Origin of the sequence: Pseudomonas matsuisoli (assembly GCF_014647635.1) — a bacterium.
GTDB classification, from domain to species: Bacteria; Pseudomonadota; Gammaproteobacteria; order Pseudomonadales; family Pseudomonadaceae; genus Pseudomonas_P; species Pseudomonas_P matsuisoli.
This window is the reverse complement of record NZ_BMPO01000002.1, coordinates 52,465-69,864: the sequence shown is the minus strand read 5'-3', so window position 1 is coordinate 69,864 and position 17,400 is coordinate 52,465. Positions and strand designations below refer to the sequence as shown.

13 protein-coding genes are annotated in these 17,400 nt (G+C 60.1%); 1 reads left to right on the top strand and 12 read right to left on the bottom strand.

Going from position 1 to position 17,400, the window contains the following annotated elements:
* Positions 1-69: 69 nt before the first annotated feature.
* From ctpM to IEY47_RS03775, 11 genes are all read right to left on the bottom strand, one after another.
* Positions 70-1,704 carry a methyl-accepting chemotaxis protein CtpM gene (gene ctpM / locus IEY47_RS20870; protein ID WP_505909238.1) on the bottom strand — a complete coding sequence of 545 codons (1,635 nt, stop codon included), beginning with the start codon at positions 1,702-1,704 and terminating at the stop codon, positions 70-72.
* A 142-nt stretch (positions 1,705-1,846) separates the two neighbouring features.
* Positions 1,847-3,178 carry an ATP-binding protein gene (locus IEY47_RS03820; protein ID WP_188981843.1) on the bottom strand — a complete coding sequence of 444 codons (1,332 nt, stop codon included), beginning with the start codon at positions 3,176-3,178 and terminating at the stop codon, positions 1,847-1,849.
* The gene (locus IEY47_RS03815) at positions 3,175-3,852 is read right to left on the bottom strand and encodes a response regulator transcription factor (protein ID WP_188981842.1); all 678 of its coding nucleotides are present in this window, start codon (positions 3,850-3,852) and stop codon (positions 3,175-3,177) included. The genes IEY47_RS03820 and IEY47_RS03815 overlap by 4 nt, the downstream gene beginning before the upstream one ends.
* Positions 3,852-4,166 (bottom strand): PepSY domain-containing protein, encoded by a 315-nt coding sequence (locus IEY47_RS03810; protein WP_188981841.1) that lies wholly within the window; start codon positions 4,164-4,166, stop codon positions 3,852-3,854. The genes IEY47_RS03815 and IEY47_RS03810 overlap by 1 nt, the downstream gene beginning before the upstream one ends.
* A complete protein-coding gene (locus tag IEY47_RS03805) occupies positions 4,166-4,474 on the bottom strand; it encodes a PepSY domain-containing protein (protein WP_188981840.1) in 309 nt (102 codons plus the stop codon). Before IEY47_RS03805 ends, IEY47_RS03810 begins: the two co-directional genes overlap by 1 nt.
* A gap of 360 nt (positions 4,475-4,834) precedes the next feature.
* A complete protein-coding gene (locus IEY47_RS03800) occupies positions 4,835-6,502 on the bottom strand; it encodes a DEAD/DEAH box helicase (protein WP_505909237.1) in 1,668 nt (555 codons plus the stop codon).
* 283 nt (positions 6,503-6,785) lie between these two features.
* Entirely contained in the window at positions 6,786-7,535 is a 750-nt protein-coding gene (locus IEY47_RS03795) for a spermidine synthase (RefSeq protein WP_188981838.1), read from the bottom strand.
* Between the two features lie 33 nt (positions 7,536-7,568).
* Positions 7,569-8,789, bottom strand: coding sequence for a winged helix-turn-helix domain-containing protein (locus IEY47_RS03790; protein ID WP_229779179.1), 1,221 nt, complete (start codon positions 8,787-8,789; stop codon positions 7,569-7,571).
* On the bottom strand, positions 8,786-9,046 hold the full coding sequence (locus IEY47_RS03785; protein WP_188981837.1) for a hypothetical protein: 261 nt from the start codon (positions 9,044-9,046) through the stop codon (positions 8,786-8,788). The genes IEY47_RS03790 and IEY47_RS03785 overlap by 4 nt, the downstream gene beginning before the upstream one ends.
* A 161-nt stretch (positions 9,047-9,207) precedes the next feature.
* Entirely contained in the window at positions 9,208-9,954 is a 747-nt protein-coding gene (locus IEY47_RS03780) for a sulfite exporter TauE/SafE family protein (RefSeq protein WP_188982301.1), read from the bottom strand.
* 47 nt (positions 9,955-10,001) lie between these two features.
* Positions 10,002-11,168, bottom strand: coding sequence for a mandelate racemase/muconate lactonizing enzyme family protein (locus IEY47_RS03775; RefSeq protein ID WP_188981836.1), 1,167 nt, complete (start codon positions 11,166-11,168; stop codon positions 10,002-10,004).
* A gap of 123 nt (positions 11,169-11,291) precedes the next feature.
* On the opposite strand from IEY47_RS03775, the gene IEY47_RS03770 reads away from it, so the two are divergent.
* Positions 11,292-12,161 carry a LysR family transcriptional regulator gene (locus IEY47_RS03770; RefSeq protein ID WP_188981835.1) on the top strand — a complete coding sequence of 290 codons (870 nt, stop codon included), beginning with the start codon at positions 11,292-11,294 and terminating at the stop codon, positions 12,159-12,161.
* A gap of 245 nt (positions 12,162-12,406) precedes the next feature.
* Here the strand turns inward: IEY47_RS03770 and IEY47_RS03765 are convergent, their stop codons facing one another.
* Complete coding sequence (locus tag IEY47_RS03765; RefSeq protein ID WP_188981834.1) at positions 12,407-17,263, bottom strand: NAD-glutamate dehydrogenase; 4,857 nt, start codon at positions 17,261-17,263, stop codon at positions 12,407-12,409.
* Positions 17,264-17,400: the final 137 nt, after the last annotated feature.

Below are 17,400 nucleotides of genomic sequence, written 5' to 3'. Positions count from 1 at the left end.
GCCAGCAAGCTGGCTCCTACAAAAAAAGCGTCAGGCTCCATACTTGGAATTACGTGTAACGACGGTTACTCAAATACGGAACTGCCCCACCAATGCCCGCAACCGCTCGCCCAGGTGACTAAGATCACGGGTCGTCCTGGCACTCTGTTGCGTTTCGTCAGCAACGTTGTCCACCGCCACCGCAATCTGGTGGACGCTGCGGTTGATCTCTTCGGCCACCGCCGTTTGCTCTTCTGCGGCGCTGGCGATCTGCGCGTTCATCGCATTGATGGTGGCAATCAACCGCGCGATGGCGTCCAGCGATTGGCCCGCCTGGTTCGCTTGTATGCTGGTAGCTTCGCCCGCCTCACCGGAGCGGCGCATCGCCTCCACCGCGTTGCGGGTGCCAGTCTGCAGGCGATCGATCATGCCCTGGATTTCCTGCGTACTTTGCTGCGTACGGCTGGCCAGTGCACGGACCTCGTCCGCTACCACGGCAAACCCGCGGCCCGCTTCGCCCGCTCGCGCGGCCTCGATCGCGGCGTTAAGTGCCAGCAGGTTGGTCTGCTCAGCAATGGACCGAATGACATCCAGCACGCTAACGATCGACTGCACATCCTGCTGCAAGGAGTCGAGCGAAACACCACTGTCGCGAATGTCGCCAGCCAGGGCATGGATACGCTGAATGCTGACATCGACGACCTGCTTCGCAGACTGGCCTTCTTCGTCGGTTTCTTGCGCGGCTTCTGCGGCGCCCTGGGCACTCTTAGCGACTTCTTGCGCGGCAGCGGACATTTCGTTGATTGCCGTGGCCACTTGATCGGTCTCGTGGCGCTGCCGCTCCATTGCCTCTTCCGAACGCTGGGCCTGGCTCGACACCTGGCCCACCAATCCGGCGAGCTGTTCGGTAATGTCCACGACTTGCTTGATCAGGCCGTGAATCTTGTCGGCAAAGCGGTTGAACGACCCCGCCAGTTCGCCAAGCTCGTCCTTGCTGTTCACTTGCAACCGGCGCGTAAGGTCGCCCTCGCCCGCCGCGATGTCATCGAGGTTCGCACGAATCACAGCCAACGGTCGGACGATCGAGTTGCTGAGCCACACGCCAACGATCCCGAACACAGCCAACGACACCAGCGCGATGACGATAATCCACTGGAGGATCGAATCGATACGCGCCTGAAGATCCTGCCGCGTCTGCGCCAGCTGGGCTTCAATACCATCGAGGTTGATGGCAGTACCCACGACCAAGTCCCACTTAGGCAGGTAGAAGGTGTACGACATCTTTGGCACTTGCACCGCCTCATTACCCGGCAAGGGCGATGAGTATTCGACGTAGTGCGTACCGTTCTTCGCGACGTTGACGAGCTCTTCGTTCAACAGAACGCCATTCGAATCCTTTCGGCCCTTGAAGCTTTTGCCGATGTCCGTCGGACTGTCCCCACGAAACAGGCGCACGACCTCGGAGTCGTAGCCAAACAGGTACCCGTCTTTGCCGTACTTGACCTTCGACAAACTGGCAATGGCTTGCGCGCGCGCGTCCATGTCGCCTTGCGCCGACGTCTCATACAGCGCCTGAACGCTGCCAAGGCCGATCTGCACATAATGCTGCAGTTGTGCCTTGCTCTCTTCCATGAGGCGCTGCCGGTTCTGCGCCAGCTCCTCTTCCATCAGGCTGCGCAACATGCCCGCCGACACCGAGGCAAGTACCACTGCGAACAGGACCATGGGCACCAAGGCCAGCAGAATGACTTTTGATTTGAGGGTAAGGCGCATCACGAAAGGCTCGTCGAAAATGAGACAACCCTCTTATCGGCTGCTTGCCAGAAGACTTGATCGGCGCCCGCAGGACGCGACGGGTGGACTCTGCCTAGGCTTTCGCCGGCATAGCCTTTGGCGGCAGCCAGACGCAGACGCGTAGCCCCCCTAGTGGGCTGTCTTGCAGCGCCATATGACCTGCGACGTTATCGACGATGTCCTTGACGATACCTAATCCCAAGCCGTGCCCTGCCGTCTGCTCGTCCAGACGAATGCCCCTGGCCATTACCTGTTCTCGGGAGTCCTCATCGATACCGGGGCCGTCGTCATCAACCCAGATCAAATAGCCTTCATCGGTTTGCTTCATCGTCAAATGCACGTGCTGGCGCGCCCATTTGCAGGCGTTATCCAACAGGTTTCCGAGTAGTTCCAGCAGGTCCTCCCGGTCCCACGGCAAGCGAAGATCACCGTCAGCCGTCCAGGCCATGTTCTTTCCGCTGCTGTGGACGATGCGCAACGTCTCGAACAATGAGGGCAACTCGTCGGCGCATACGAAGTAGGTCCGCGGCAGCGCCTCCCCTGCCAGGCGCGCGCGCCCGAGATCCCGTCCCAGCCGTTCCTGGATCTGCTGCAACTGCTCGAGGAACGTCGAGCGCAGCGCTGGATGCTGCTCCCACTCCGCGCGGTTAGCCAGGCTAACGAGAACGGCGAGCGGCGTTTTCAATGCGTGGCCCAGGTTGCCGATGGCGACCCGGGAACGCTTGAGATTTTCCTCGGTGTGCGCCAGTAGCCGGTTGATTTGATGAACCAGCGCGTCCAACTCTTCGGGGACCGTGGCGTCCAGCTCGGCTCGCCGTCCCTTCTGCAGCTGGGCGACCTGCTGCCGTACGCTTTCCAACGGACGAAGTGCTCTGCGTACTGCCAGGCGCTGTGAAATAAGCAACAGGGCTAGCGCAAGAACGCCAAGCCCTATCCCGTACCAGCGCACGCGGCTGAACTGATCGAGCAAAGGCGTGTAGTCCTGAGCAACCGTTATAGCGATGGTTTGGCCGAGACGGCGGTAGTCGGCCCGATACGTCAATAGCTGTTGGTGGCCGGGACCATCGGCCAGGCCGGCTTGGAGTCCCGGCGTCGGCGGGGCTGGCATCAAGCTGTCCCACAGTGAGCGCGAGCGCCAGCGATGATCGCCAATCTCGATGATGAAGTAACGACCGGAGAACGGTCGCTCGTACGCCGGATGCGTGCGTTGCTCGTCCAGCTGCAAGCCGTCGGGTCCACGGACGATAGCGACCAGCAGGCCTTCGGTTTCCGCGACAAGACTGTCTCGCAAATATTGGCGCAGACCGTTTTCGAACAGCCAGAATCCGATCTGCACGAACGCCAATCCGACAATCAATGCCGTAGTGAACAACCCGAGGCCAAGCCGCCGCTGGATCGATCTCAAGCAACGGCCTCGTTACCGGCGAATCGATATCCCTGGCCGCGACGTGTTTCGATCACGCACTTTCCCAACTTACGGCGAAGGTGGTTGACGTGGACCTCGATAACGTTTGAATCGCGCTCGGACTCTCCGTCATACAAGTGATCCGACAAGTGCCCCTTCGACAGAATTTGCCCCGCATGCAGCATGAAGTAACGAAGCAACCGAAACTCCGCCGCGGTCAGTTCGATATCGGTGCAGTCGGCCCCGACGACACATTGCCGCTCTTCATCCAGCTGAATGCCCGCCACGGCCAACAGGCTTTGGTTGACCAATCCCTTCGATCGGCGAAGCAAACCCTGGATGCGCAACTGAAGTTCTTCCGGGTGAAAGGGTTTGGTCAGATAGTCATCCGCACCGGCTTTCAATCCGTCGACCCGTTCACTCCATGAACCGCGAGCAGTCAAAATCAGCACGGGCGTCGCTAATCCATTCAAGCGCCACTCTTGTAAAACATCCAGCCCTGAGCGCCCGGGTAACCCCAAATCCAGAATGATCAAATCATAGGGCTCGACGGCACCTTGGTAAGCGGCATCTCGGCCATCGGCCAGCCAATCGATCGCGTATCCCTGGCGTGTGAGGCTGGCCGTCAACTCATCAGCCAGCGCCACACTGTCCTCAACCAGCAAAAGACGCATCAGTCGTCTTCCTCATCCTTCAATATTTCACCGGTGGAGCCATCCAGCTCCAACTCCCTCGCGACACCGTCCCCGGTCAGCAGCTCTACCTCATAGATGTAGACGCCATCGTCGACCTCGAGCTCAGCTTCCAGCAACCGTGAACCCGGGTAGCGTGAAAGCGCTTTCTGCAGGAGCATTTCCAGCGGCATGATCACGCCTTCCTTGCGCAGCTCTAGCGCTTCGTCCTGATCTAAATCACGAGCGCCGCCCACCGATACGGTGAGCGCGCTCGCTAGCAATACAGACAGCGTCAGAAGGTGTTTGGCATTCATTAGTCGTCCTGATGATTCTTCAATACCTCACCCGTCTTGGCGTCGATCGCCAGATCCCACTCAACGTTCTTCGCGTCTCGCAGTTCGACCTCGTATACGAACCGGCCATATTCCTCTTCCAGCTCGGTGTCGGTGATCTTCGCGCCTGGGTGGGCCTTGACGGCGATGTCGTTCAATTTTTCGAAAGACTGGATGGTACCAGCATCCCGTAAGCGCAGCGCTTCATCCGGGCCAAGGTCGCGGGCCTGGACAACGCCAGCAGCGGAAACGAGGGTGGCAGCAGCGAGCATGGAAGTCAGCAGTTTCATGGAGGTTCTCCTAAGGGGTTATTGCTTTCGACGGAACCTACATTACGACGGGTGACTTAACTGAAGCTGAAAAGCCATCATCCTGGGCAACACTGCGCAAGACTAGTGGTGATCTATTATGCCGAGGATGATTATTTCTTGAAGCGAACTATATGGCTCTGTGAAATCTGGGAGATCGCATTAACGTAACGATCTGATCGCCCATAAATGCGCTCCTACAGAAAAGCTCATTGCAACCCGTAGGAGCCCATTTATGGGCGATCGCTCTTTGTAGCTTTAGTTGACCGATCAACGCCCCAAAAAAAAAGCCCCGCTGGGATCACCAGCGGGGCTTTTTATCTGCCGCATCGGAGCATGCGATCAGTCTTCGCGATACCGACGCAGCTTCAGGGATTTGCCGGCGACACGCGTGTCCTTGAGCTTGCCCAGAAGGCGATCCAGCCCTTCTTCCGGCAATTCGACAAGGCTGAACGTCTCACGAATCTGAATACGGCCGATGGCGTCACGCGCCAAACCACCCTCGTTAAGAATCGCGCCGAGCAGATTCTTCGCAGCGATGCCATCACGCGCGCCCAGGGCGGTACGGCAACGGACGCGACCTTCCGCCAACGGCTGTGGAGCACGACGTTCGCGACGCTCATGATCACCACCCTCACGGTCACGGCGCTCGCGCTGCGGGCCGGAATTCGGCACCAGCGGCTGCTCACGCTCGATTTCGGCGAGATTGAGCGCTTGGCCGTTAGTGGCTTTTACCAGCAACGCAGCGGCCAGCGCACGCGGCTCACAGCCAAGTTCGGTGGTGAGGCGATCGAGCAATTCACCGTGGCTTGCTTCTGCAGTCGCAAGCAGCGGTTGAAGCGCCTTGGTCAAGCGTCTAATGCGGGAATCCAGGACTTGCTTGGAATCCGGCAGTTTGACCTCGGTCACTTTCTGCCCAGTCACGCGTTCGATGACCTGCAACATGCGCCGCTCGCGAGGAGTCGCAAGCAGCAGTGCACGACCTTCGCGACCGGCACGGCCGGTACGGCCAATGCGGTGAACGTAGGACTCAGGGTCATACGGCATGTCCACGTTAAATACGTGGGTGATACGTGGAACGTCGATGCCGCGCGCGGCGACGTCAGTGGCGACGACGATGTCTAGGCGACCGTCCTTGAGGAATTCGATCACACGCTCGCGCTGGTTCTGCGCAATGTCACCGTTCAATGCTGCGGCTTTGTAGCCCTTGGCCTCCAACGCCGCAGCGAGATCCAGCGTCGCCTGCTTGGTACGCACGAAGGCGATGAGCGCGTCGAAATCTTCCACTTCCAGCAAGCGCAGAACAGCAGCGGCCTTCTGGTCCGCGTGCACCATTAGGTAGGCCTGTTCGATCTTGGCGACCGTCTGGGTCTTCGCCGCGATTTTGATGTGCTTGGGTTCGCGCAGGTGCTTTTCCGCGATACCGCGGATCGAAGCTGGCAGAGTTGCGGAGAACAGAACACTCTGACGGGACTCGGGCAGCGCCTCGAAAATGACGTCCAGATCGTCCATAAAGCCAAGCTTCAACATTTCATCCGCTTCGTCGAGGACGAGGTGGCGAACGGTGTTCAGCAGCTTTTCATCACGACGCAGGTGATCGCACAGGCGGCCTGGCGTCGCCACGACGATCTGCGCGCCCTGACGCAGCGCCTTGAGCTGCGGCCCCATGGGCGCGCCGCCGTACACGGCTACGACCTTAACGCCAGGCAGGTTGACGGAGTAGCTTTCGAATGCCGTGGCGACCTGCAGCGCAAGTTCGCGCGTTGGCGCCAGGATAAGCGCCTGCGGCTCGCGTTTGGCCGGGTCGATCAGCGACAGGATTGGCAGCGCGAATGCCGCGGTCTTGCCCGTACCGGTCTGTGCCTGACCGATGAGGTCGTGACCAGCAAGAATCTGGGGAATAGCTTGAGCCTGGATAGGAGAAGGCTCTTCATAGCCAACCGCAGTGATAGCGGTCAGTACATTGGGATGAATACCGAGAGCGGCGAAGCCGCCGGTTTCCTGGGTCATGGGTCTGCCTCGTGTGCATCCGCAAAGACCCATTTCCAAAGCTGCGCATGCCGTGAAGGACCTTTTGGGTCGCCCTGGCAGCCTGGTCGGCGGGGATTTGCGAAAACAGGGTGGATAAGAAGATGGACCGCGGGGGCGGGCCGAAGTCGAGCACGGGTCTCGAAAAGCTCACAGCGCGAGGGCCGCGCCCGGTCGGTATCTCGAACGGGCCGGCACTATACCTGATTTTCCTTTGCCTGTAAGGCTTTATAAGGGGCGACCGACGAATCGCCTGTCCATCGGGTCAAGTCGCTGTGCGTAAATCCTGGAGCAACGGCAACAGTGAGTAACCCAGGTCGGATTCCAACGCTTCGCAACGTCGCGTCAACTCTGCCATGTCCAAGGGCTGGTCAAGGCTCGCCGGCACCATGAGCACGACATTTCCCTCCTTGACCGGGCATTCCCAGTAGTGCCGGTGATACAAACCGCGCAGAAGCGGTGCCCCCAGCGGCTTGCCTTCATCGTTCGCCCACTGATTGATGATCAGCCAACCATCCGGGTTCAGATGCTCCTGACAAGCCAACAGGAAATTCCAAGCGAGATGCCCGACTCCGGGGCCGACGTCGGTATAGAGATCGACAAAAATGAGGTCGGCTTTTTCTGCCGTGTTCAACAGCTCTACGGCGTCGCCAATACGAATGGTCAAACGCGGGTCATCCTGTAACCCGAGGAACTCCATCGCCAGCCGGGGAACATCGGGCCGCAGCTCGATGACTTCCACGTCATCCAGCGGCAGAAACTTGAGGCAGGCCTGCGTCAGGTTGCCCCCACCCAGGCCAAGGAAAAGCGCGCTTTCGGGCGCCTTGTGGCACAGCGCACCCAGCAACATCGCGCGGGTGTAATCGTACTCGAGCCATGCAGGATCGCTAATGAACGTGCAGCTCTGTTCGATCGCATCGCCAAATTCGAGGAACCGATAGGGACCGACCTCCAACACCCGGATCAAGCCAAAAGTGTCGTGCACTTCCGCGATGATCCGCTCTTCCTTTTCCATGCCTAATCTCCATCGAGGCGCGCGTAATGACCGTTAGCCCAGCCAGGGGCGCAAGCGATTTGCAAGGCCGCTCGGGCACCCAAGCTGTATCTGTTGAAGCCCCAGCCAGGCGGCCAACGCCTGCAATTGTCCTGCGAGAGCATTGAGCGCCGCATCATCCTCCAACCCTCGGCGCTCCTCGTGAACCGCGTGGACGACGAGGCGGTTGTTGGCCCGCTCTGCACGCAGATCGACTCGCCCTACCAGGCGTTCATTGTGCAGGAACGGCAACACGTAATAGCCGAAGATGCGTTTGTGCGAAGGCGTGTAGATTTCCAACCGGTAGTGAAAGTCGAAGAGCCGCTCCGTACGCGCCCGCTCCCAGACGAGCGAATCGAACGGTGATAACAACGCGCTCGCCTTCACCCTGCGCAGCGCAGGTCCCGCTTCCACGCAATAGGCAGGTTTATCCCAGCCACGCACGTTTGCAGTGATCAGATCGCCCGCTTCCACCAATTCGGCCAAGCGCATACGGGTATCGACCGGGTCGAGCCGAAAGTAGTCGCGCAGGTCTTTTTCCGTGGCCACACCCAGGGCTCGGGCGGAGAGGCGTAACAGTGCCCGCTGCGCATCGGCCTCTTCCAACGCGGGCAGATTCAAGACGTCTGCAGGAATGACGCGCTCGGTCAGGTCGTAGATTCGCTCGAAGCCTCGACGGGTGGATACGCTCAATTCGCCCGCGGCGAACAGCCATTCCAGCGCGAGCTTTTCCGGGCTCCAATCCCACCAAGGCCCCGCGCGTTCGGTACGCGAATTGAGCGCGCCGGCGCCGAGCGGGCCTTGGGACGCAATGGTGCCGCGAACCCCCTGAATGACGTCCTGCCGCTCCCTGCCGAACTGCGCCAGCATGCGGTAAATGCCCTGCCCATTCGCGGCTCTTTCCATCCGCCAACGCATGGCCGGATACAGCGACAGTGGCAGCAATGACGCCTCGTGCCCCCAACATTCGAACAGCTGGCGATAACGCAGCGGCCCCCAGGCAAGCCGTTCGAGATCGGTACGCGCGTACGGCCCTAAACGGGAGAACATCGGCAGATAATGAGACCGGACCACGGCATTCACCGAGTCGATCTGCACCACGCCTATCTGCTCCATCACTGACCGCAGATGGGTAGATCGCACCTCGCCGCGCGGCACACGACCGAACCCTTGAGCCGTCAGCGCCAGCCGTCGCGCCTGCAACTGGGTCAGCCCCAATGCACCTGGTGTACTCACGCGGCAACGTGCCCTGGCTGGTGTCGGGCGTTCCCCTTGGCACCGACGATCACGACGTCGGACAACGCCAACGCTGCCCCTACGACGAAACAGGAATGCAGCGGTTCATCCCGTCCCCATGTGCCAAAAGTCGTACTTAAGATTGCCACCTTGAGCCGCGGACACGACATACCGACCACCCGGTACCAATGCCGCAAGAACTGGAGCAGATACGCCAGTCGCAGCGAGCGTCCATTCGTATGTTTCCAAAGGCTCATGCAGGTCCCAGGGCCGAGAAGTTGGAGATACCGTTAAGTGGCGAGACGGGACGCCAATGCCGTAGGCAGAAACTGCCCTGCTCACTCACGCGACGGATGGTCTCAAAACGACGCCCGTTGCTCCAGTATTCGAGTCGCAGGAGAAACTCCACCGAACCCGGTCACTTCAAATACAACGCCACCGCACAGATCGCGAGGAACCCGCAGAACAATCCGCGCAGCAGGCGTTCCGGCAACGTGTGGGCAAGCTTCACCCCCCAACTGATGCTCAGGAGGCCGCCGATTGCTAGTGGGACACCGAGCATCCAGTCCACCTGGCCGTGCCATGCATACACGATCAGCGTTACGCAGGTACTCGGGAGTGCGAGCGCTAGCGAGAGCCCCTGCGCAACCACCTGTGACGCGCCGAAGATGCCCGTCAAGCCAGGTGTTGCCACGACGGCGCTGCCCACCGCCATCAGGCCACCCATGACGCCCGCCACCGCACCTAGCGCGGCAAGCGCCGGCAATCCATGACGCAACGTCGTACCGCCCGTGGCGGAACCGCGCAGGAGACGAATGAGCATGTAGACAGCCAGCGCCAAGAGGAAGAAAGCGAAGCCGATGCGCATCAAGTCCGGAGGCAGATTCACCGCCCATTGAGAGCCGAAATAGGCGCAGATGAAACCCGGAACCGCGAGGGCCGCGGCATGGGTCAAATCGATGCGGTTGTGTTGGTTATAACGCCATACAGCGAGCACCACGTTGGGTACGACCATCACCAACGCGGTGCCTTGCGCCATCTGTTGATCCAATCCGAAGAACAAGCCCAGGATCGGAATGGCGATCAGGCCACCGCCGATTCCGAACAGCCCGCCCGTCACCCCGAGTACGACACCCAACAGCAGGTCCAGTACGAAACTCAACACACTCATGTCAATCGACTCGGGGAAAGATGGCGGCATTCTACAGAGGATTACTCAGCCAGCGTTTTCATCTCCGCGTAAAGCGCCGACTTGGCCTCGAAGCCGACACCTGGAATGTCCGGCAAACCGACATACCCGGATTCAACCCGGATGCCATCGGCAAAACCACCGAACGGCTGAAAGACGTCCGGATAGGATTCGTTACCGCCCAGGTGCAGGCCAGCCGCGATGTTCAGCGACATTTGATGCCCGCCATGCGGGACCACCCGGCGCGAGGACCAACCCAATTCCTCCATGACTTCGAGCGTGCGCAGATACTCCACCAGCCCGTAGGACAGTGCGCAGTCGAACTGCAGGTAATCACGGTCCGGGCGCATACCGCCGTAGCGCAGTAGATTGCGTGCATCCTGATGGGAGAACAGGTTTTCGCCGGTCGCCATTGGCCGGTCGTAGTGATTGGCAAGTTCGGCCTGCAAGGCGTAGTCCAGCGGATCGCCTGCTTCCTCGTACCAAAAGAGGTCGTAGGCTTTCATCGCTTCTGCATAGGCAACTGCCGTGTCCAGATCGAAGCGTCCGTTCGCGTCCACGGCCAAGCGCTTGCCGCTGCCGACGACGTCGATAACCGCCTCGATCCGAGCCAGGTCTTCCTGCAAGGAGGCTGCGCCGATCTTCATTTTCACCACGTCGTAGCCACGGTCGAGGTAGCCGCGCATCTCATCCTGCAATTTCGAGTGGTCTTTGCCGGGGTAGTAATAGCCGCCGGCGGCATACACCCAAACCTTATCGTCCGCCACGCCACCGCGATAACGGTCGGCGAGGACGCGATACAACGGCTTGCCCGCAATCTTCGCGACGGCATCCCAGACCGCCATGTCGATGGTGCCGACTGCGACCGAACGCTCACCGTGACCGCCGGGCTTTTCGTTCTTCATCAGGGTTTTCCAGATTGCGAACGGGTCGAGGTTGTCGTTTTCCCTGTCAATCAGGGTCTCGGGGTCAGCCTCGCGAATGCGATCGAGAAAACGGTCGCGCATCAGGGCGCCTTGCCCATAGCGGCCATTGGAATTGAAGCCGTAGCCAATGACGGGTTTGCCGTCCCGGATGACATCCGTAACCACAGCGACAACCGAGCAGGTCATCTTGGAAAAGTCGATGTAGGCGTTGGCAATGGGTGACGCGATGGAAGCCGTCTTCTCGCGAATGTCGACGATGCGCATGGGCGTGTTCCTCTTGTTTTCGATGAAGCCACGGTAGACTCGCGCGCCGGATGCGACCAATGCTAAATATGCGCCACCCCATGCCCATACGGCATGACCTTGCCCTCGATAAGACCGACACTCATGGAACTGATCTGGCTGGAAGATCTCGTTGCGATCGCCGAACACGGCAGCTTTTCACGCGCCGCCGAAAGTCGACATGTCACGCAGCCGGCGTTCAGTCGCCGCATACGGGCGATGGAAACTTGGATAGGTACCGCTCTGTTCGAACGCACGCCGCAGGGTGCCGTACCGACCGAAGCCGGCCGGCATGTGTTAGCCGGCGCGCGGGACATGGCGCGGCGCCTACATCAGATTCGCAGTGAAGCACAGGAAATCGCAGGCAAATCCTCCCGCACGCTGCGCTTTGCTGCCACGCATTCACTGTCGTTCATTTTCTTCCCGCGCTGGATTCGGGAAATCGAGCGAAATGCGCCCCTCGAAGCGGTCCGTCTGCTGTCGGACAACATGCAAGAATGCGAACGCCTGCTCGAGCACGGCCAAGCGCAGTTTCTGCTCGGCTATCACCATCCCGACGTCGCGCCCTCGTTGCCGGACAACCAATTCACCAGTCGCGTCATCGGAACGGATCTCGTCCTACCGCTATGCGCAACGCAATGGACCATGCCAGCCAATGCCATCCCGTATTTGGGTTACAGCCCCGAATCCGGCTTGGGCCGCATCATCGAATCCACGCTTTCGAGCGACCGTGAACGACTGATGCTGGAACGCCGCTTCGAGAGCCACCTTGCGACGGTACTGATGTCGATGGCGCTGGAAAGCAAGGGAATCGCCTGGTTGCCCCTGAGCCTGGCCGAGCAAGAGCTACGCGACGGCCGTCTATGTCGTGCGCTGGACGAATCTTGGGATGTTCCGGTGCAAATTCGGATCATGCGGGCGCGTACGCGCTTGAGCCCGTTTGCCGAAGCGTTTTGGGAACGGCTGAATACTTGAAGAGCGCCTGGCGAATGGGCGTTGTTCAGGCGAATCGCGCAGGGCTTCCCCCGCCAATTACGGGATAACCCGGCTGAACGCCACGACGAGGTGAACGGTGGATTACGCCACGGTATGGCTAATCCACCCTACATACCTACGCAGCCATCGCGGGCATGGTGCGCTCCCACAGGCTCGATGAAACCTGTAGGAGCCCGCTTGCGGGCGATCCGCGGCGACGCCGATCCCACCTGCCAGCACTACGACTACGGATGAATCACGCTCTGCCCGCTTTGCGCAAGATCGGTCAATTCCCGACTGGCGACCGCGAACATGGCGTAGTCAGACGCGGTCGCCGCGTGAAGCTCCGTGAGCAGCGCGCGCCAGCGGTCAACCAGATACTGACGCTGCGACAACCAGCTCTCCACGCGGGCCTCCATTTCTTCCGGCGCGTCGGGCATTTGCAGGACAGAAACGGTTATTGCCCGCTGCTGCATGTCCAGATCGTCCCGATAGGCTTCCCGGGCCAAAGCCTGCCAGTTGTTCTCCACCGGAAGACTGGTGATCTGTTGCAGGTACCAGGACAGCTCCAACTGGCCGCCAACATTGAAGTACGCCTGCGCCACGCGGGCCGGCTCCTGACCGGTGAGGTCGGCCGCTTCGATGATTGGCAGCAGCGTGTAGATATGCGAGGTACCCGCCACCATACGTGCCAACAGCTCCGGCACGCCCGCATCGACATAAGTCTGGTGCCGCGCTTCCCAGTCTTCCCGCGTCTGACCTTCCAACAGCTCGTTGAGCTTGAGGCCCAGCGCCGCGATACGCGCACCGAAATGCTCGACGTCCCGTCCTGCATCCAACTCCTGGCGACGATTGCGCAGGAACCAGCGCGTCGCGCGACGACCGAGACGCATCAGCTCGTCCATCAAGCCCAGTTGCAACTCGGCCGACACCTGCGAATCCAGTGCCTCGATCTGACGGAACCAATGCGGCAGGTGGAAGACGTCCCGTACGACCACGTAGGCCGCGACCACTTGCGCCGCACTCATGCCCGTCGATACGGTCAGGCGCTGAACGAAGGTGATCCCCATGTGGTTGATCAAGTCGTTGGCGATCTGAGTCGCCACGATTTCACGCTTCAAGCGATGGCGACCCATCGCCTCCTTGAACCCCTCGGCCAAGCGCGCCGGGAAGGCGCCTTCTACGTCGCGGGCCAGGTACGCGTCATCCGGCACGCTGGACTTGATCAGCACTTCCTGCAAATCGTTCTTGGCGTAGGAGATCAGCACCGACAGCTCAGGGCGAGTCAGCCCCTTGTCGCTTGCGGTACGGGCAGCCAGCTGTTCGTCGCTCGGCAAGAACTCTAGCGCGCGATCGAGCTTGCCACGCGCTTCGAGGTCGGCAATCAACCGACGGTACTCGCCCACACGGGCCTTCGCGCGCCGCTCAGCCAGCGAGAGCGCCTGGGTTTGCTTGTAGTTATTGGCGACGACGAGCTGCGACACGTCATCCGTCATTTCCAGCATCAGCTGGTTGCGTTGCTTGACCGTCATGTCGCCGGACGCGACCACGTCTCCCAGCAGGATCTTGATGTTGACCTCATGGTCCGAGCAGTCGACCCCACCGGCGTTATCGATGAAGTCGGTATTGCACGCGCCACCATTGAGGCAGAACTCGATGCGGCCCAACTGGCTCATGCCGAGGTTACCGCCCTCGCCCACCACTTTTGCACGCAGGTCGGAGCCATTGACCCGCAGGCCGTCGTTGGCCTTGTCGCCCACGTCAGCGTGCGACTCGAGGCTGGATTTGACGTAAGTGCCGATGCCGCCATTCCACAGCAGATCGACGGGCGCCTTGAGCAGCGCGTTGATCAGCTCGGTCGGGGTGAGACGATCCGCGCTGATCTCGAAACGCGCTTTCATCTCGTCGCTGATCGGAATGCTCTTTGCACTACGCAGGAAAACCCCACCACCCTGGGAAATCAGCGACGCATCGTAATCCGCCCAGGTCGAGCGCGGCAGGCGGAACATGCGCTCACGTTCGGCGAAGCTTTTCGCGGCATCCGGGTTCGGGTCAATAAAAATGTGCTGGTGGTTGAAGGCTGCGACCATCAACAGACTGTCGGAGCACAGCAAACCATTGCCGAAGACGTCCCCCCCCATGTCGCCAATGCCGAGCACCGTGACCGGGTCGCGCTGCACGTCGATGCCACGCTCGCGGAAGTGCCGCTGCACCGAGACCCAGGCGCCTTTTGCCGTGATCCCCATGGCCTTGTGGTCGTAACCTGCGGAACCGCCCGAAGCGAAGGCATCATCCAGCCAGAAGCCGTAATCCTGCGCGATACCGTTGGCGATGTCGGAGAACGTTGCCGTCCCTTTGTCAGCCGCAACGACTAGGTAAGGATCATCTTCGTCGTAGCGCAGTACGTTCTGCGGCGGTACGACCTGACCTTCCTTGAGGTTATCGGTGATATCCAAGAGACCAGAAATGAAGATGCGGTAGCACGCGATGGCCTCGGCCTGAATTTCGTCACGCGTGCCGTTGAGCGGCAATCTGCGCGGCACGAAGCCACCCTTGGCCCCTACAGGCACGATAACGGCGTTCTTGACCTGTTGCGCCTTCACCAGCCCGAGCACTTCGGTACGGTAGTCTTCCTCGCGATCCGACCAGCGTAAGCCGCCACGGGCAACTTTGCCGAAGCGCAAGTGCACGCCCTCGAAGCGCGGCGAATAGACGAATATCTCCGCCATTGGCGTCGGTCGTGGCAGTTCGGGGATGGCGCGTGGGTTGAATTTGAAGCTGAAGTAATCCTTGCCTTGCCCGCCTTCGGACTGGAAGAAATTGGTTCGCAACGTGGCTTTGATGAGGTCCAGGTAACGACGCAGAATGCGGTCTTCGCTCAACACCGCCACATCGTCCAACGCGGTCAAGATGGCCTGTTCGAGCTTGCTGATCTTGTCGTCCAGATCATCTGCGCTGAGCTTGCGCGCGAGATAAAAACGCGTACGGAAGAAGCGTACGAGCTCACGCGCAATGTCCGTGTGGTTGTTCAACGCTGCCGCGATATAGCCCAGGTCGAAGCCCAGGCGAATCTGCTTGAGATAACGCGCATAGGCACGCAGCAAGGCCGCTTCGCGCCAGCTCATCCCTGCGGTGAGCACCAGTCGGTTGAACGCATCGTTCTCGGCATCACCTTTGATGATGTGAACGAAGGCGTCCTGGAAAGTATCGTTGAGCTGCTGGATATCGATATCCAGCCCTTCGGTATAGGTAAACGCGAAGTCGTGAATCCAATAAGTGCGCCCGTTGCTGTGTTGCAGGCGATAAGGGAATTCACCCAGAACCCGCAGCCCGAGGTTTTCCAAGATGGGCAGCACGTCGGAAAGCGGCAATGGCGTGTCGGCGTGGTAGATCTTGCAATGCAGCCATTGATCCTGCGTCGTCAGCGGCTGGTAGAAGCTCATTACCAGCGGTCGGCTTTCGGAGAGATTAAGGATGTGCTGCATGTCGACGATCGCCGAATGCGGCGCGAAGCGTTCCCGGTAGCCCGCCGGGAAGCCCTTGGCGAATTCGGATAGCAGCGTAGTGCCCTGCGCCTCGCCGAAATTCTCGACCATCAGACTGGCATAATCGTCCGCCCAGGAACGGCACGCTTCGATCACTTCGCGCTCCAGACGCGGCATGTCGACCGAGACCTTGTTCTTCGGGTCCAGTCGCAAGATGAACTGAACGCGTGCCAGGACCGAGTCAGAGAAGTACGTCCAGAACTCGCAGTCGCGCGCCTGCAAGCGATCCATCAGCACCTGCTGGATCTTCATGCGGATGTCAGTGGAATAGACATCGCGGGGAACATAGGCCAGGCAGTAGGCGAAGCGACCGTAGGGGTCCTTGCGCAGGAACAGGCGCAGCTTGTTGCGTTCTTGAATCTGCACGATGGAGATGGCGGTATTGAACAGCTCGTCCACCGGCGTCTGGAACAGGTCATCCCGCGGCAGCACTTCCAGCACCTGCCCCAGTTCCTTGCCCAGATGCGCCGAATTGCTGAAGCCGGCACGTTGCTCGATCTCCAGGACCTTGCGTCGGATATACGGAATCTGCCGCACGCTCTGGTTGTAGATCGATGAGGTATAGAGGCCCATGAAGCGGCGCTCGCGGATGACCTGCCCCTGCGCATCGATTTCACGAATCGACACGAAATCCGGATACGTCGGCCGATGCACGCTGCTCGGCAATGCAGCCTTGGCGAACGACAGTACCCGCGGCTCGCGCAGATAGCTCACAGCTTCAGGCTCGATGTGCAGGTCGTCTGCGGCCAAACCTACGCGCAACTTGCGAGAAAGGCCCAGCAGGGAGCTGTGGTCGTACACCATCTGCCCGCCATTGGCGTCATCAGCAACGGTGAACTCCTCGTATCCCAGGAACGTGAAATGGTGGTCGAGCAACCACTCGAGGAACACCTTGATCTCTTCGCGCTCTACCAAGTCGCCCGCGGCGTCGCCCGTGCCCAGAAGACGAAGCACATCGGCCACTTTTTCCCGCATGGCGGGAAAGTCCGTGACCGCCATCCGCACGTCAGCCAACACTTGGATGACGTCCCGCTCCAGTCCTTTGAGCTCAGTCGCGCTGCCGCAACGGTCGATTTCCAGGTACATCAAAGCTTCTTGCGTAATGCCCTCGCCCTCGGTGCCGCGAGGCAACACTTCCTGCAAGCGACCATCCGCGCCCCGACGGACACTCAGCACGCTGTTCTGCAAGGTATGGATCGCGTAACCGTTGCGGTTGAGCTCCATACGGACCGAGTCCACCAGAAACGGCATGTCCTGATGCAGCACTTCCACAACGGTATGCGTCGAGCGCCAACCGTGCTTTTCGTAATCGGGGTTGTAGACGCGCACTTCCGCGTGCAGCGGATCGAAACGTTCGAGCAAACGCCAGGCCGATAATGTGCTACCAACGAGGTCCGAGAGTCGCCTTTCGGTCAATTCTTCCAGGGAGATGATGCCGAAGAACTGTTCTGCAAACGTACCCATCTGTGGCAGGACTCGATCGCCTACGTGCTGCGCCAGTGCCGCTTTCAGTTGCTGGTGAAAATCGGCCTTACTGGCTGCGCTGAAGAACGCCATCGTTTCGCTCCGCTTCGTTTTTTGGGGGGATTCTTGGAAAAGGGCTGCCTTGGCGATATCGATTCGGAGTTGAGTCCACACGCGACATCGACTGCGTCCAAGCGTACCGGCAGACCAACGGCAGATACTTCCTCTGC